The sequence below is a fragment of the Streptacidiphilus sp. MAP12-33 genome (genome assembly GCF_041261265.1).
Taxonomy (GTDB): Bacteria; Actinomycetota; Actinomycetes; order Streptomycetales; family Streptomycetaceae; genus Streptacidiphilus.
The window spans coordinates 1-1770 of sequence record NZ_JBGCCA010000082.1; the positions used below are offsets into that span (position 1 = coordinate 1).

1 protein-coding gene is annotated in these 1770 nt (G+C 67.5%); it reads left to right on the forward strand.

Going from position 1 to position 1770, the window contains the following annotated elements:
- The first annotated feature begins 478 nt into the window (after nucleotides 1-478).
- Nucleotides 479-1744 carry an IS110 family transposase gene (locus ABH931_RS39615; RefSeq protein ID WP_370124844.1) on the forward strand — a complete coding sequence of 422 codons (1266 nt, stop codon included), beginning with the start codon at nucleotides 479-481 and terminating at the stop codon, nucleotides 1742-1744.
- Nucleotides 1745-1770: the final 26 nt, after the last annotated feature.

Genomic DNA, 1770 nt, shown 5'->3' on the forward strand with positions numbered 1-1770 from the left:
TACGCCTAATGGGACGCGAAGGGCGGCGAGCAAGTACTGCGCCCCGGCGTTCACTTCGAGTGGGTCCGGGGGCCGATCTTCAGGGCGCGAGCCGAGCCTTTGAGTATGCCCGGACCACGGAGTCCTATGACAAGACGAGGCCGGCTCCGCGCCCATCACGAGTAGGCCTTCGACGGACAAGATGGGACGCCGCCTCGTCGAGAGCCGACCAGAACGGTCGAGGACGCGCAACGGAAGATACCTCCTTCGCTCGCGCTGGCTCTGCCGGCCGTGGCGCGATTCGCTGTCCGCAGTCCGAGCCAGTTGTGCGGATCACCTCTCACCACTGCCTGAGCTCCCAGCTCTGACGCAGACCGAGGGCCGCACCTCTCGCTGGGGTTGCGAACGGCTGGTGGGATGACGTGCCTTGAGCACTTCCATTAGGGAGCACGCGCACCCTGCAAGGCTCCGACCTGGGCAAACATCGAAGGAGGAGGCCATGGAGATCACCGGATTACCAACGCGGGTGTTCTGCGGAGTCGACTGGGCTGAGGACCACCACGACATTGCGATCGTCGATGCCGGCGGAACGCAACTCGCCAAAGAACGGATCGGTGACGACGCCGCCGGGTTCGCGCAGCTCACCGCCCTACTGCTGGAGCACGGCGACCATGCCGATGCCCCGATCCCAGTCGCGATCGAGACTTCCCGCGGGCTCCTCGTCGCTTGCCTGCGCGCCACCGGCCGCCCGGTCTACGCGATCAATCCACTGGCGGTCGCCCGCTACCGGGACCGGCACTCAGTCGCCCGGAAGAAGTCCGATGCCGTCGACGCCGCGGCCCTGGCGAACATCCTGCGGACCGACATGGCCGCGCACCGGCCGCTACCTGCGGATTCCGAGCTTGTGCAAGCCATCGCCGTCCTCGCCCGAGCCCAACAGGACGCGGTGTGGGACCGCGGCCAGGCCCACAACAAGCTCCGGTCCCAACTGCGGGAGTTCTACCCCGCCATCCTCGAGGCGTTCGCCAACCACAAGCACGGCCTGTGCTCACGGGAGGCCCGCACGATCCTGGCTGCGGCTCCCACCCCAGCCGCCGCCGCGAGCCTGACCCGCCGCAGACTGCAGTCCCTGCTCAAACAGTCCGGTCGGGTCCGCGGCATCCAGGCCGAGGCCGACCGGCTCCACGAAGTCTTCCACCGCGAGTACCTCCACCAGCTCCCACAGGTCGAAGCGGCACTGGGCCAGCAGACATCCGCCCTGCTCCGGCAGCTGAACACCGCCTGCCTCAACGCTGACCAGCTTGAAGAGGCCACCGCTGCGGCCTTCGAGGGGCATCCCGATGCGCCGATCATCCGCAGCTTTCCCGGACTCGGCTCCTTAACCGGAGCCCGCGTCCTCGCGGAGATCGGCGACGATCGAACCCGGTTCGCGAACGCCGGCTCGCTGAAGGCATACGCCGGCAGTGCCCCCGTCACCCGGGCCAGCGGCAAGAGCTGCACAGTGATGAGCCGACGGGTCAAGAACCAGCGCCTGGCCGCCGTGGGCTATGTGTGGGCCTTCGTCTCCCTCACCAAGTCGCCGGGCGCCAGAGCCCACTACGACCGCCGCAGACAAGCCGGCGACCGCCACGTCGCCGCGCAGAGGAACCTGTTCAACCGCTTCATGGGCATGCTCTTCCACTGCCTCCAGCACGGCCAGCCCTACGACGAGACGAAGGCCTTCGCAACTCCGCTATCGGAAGATCAACCTGCCGCAGTGGCTTGACGCTTATCCGCGTGGGATGTCTTGTC

Bases quoted from the DNA above. Each gene is read 5' to 3' on its own strand.
- ABH931_RS39615 (WP_370124844.1), top strand. From the start codon at position 479: ATGGAGATCACCGGATTACCAACGCGGGTGTTCTGCGGAGTCGACTGG.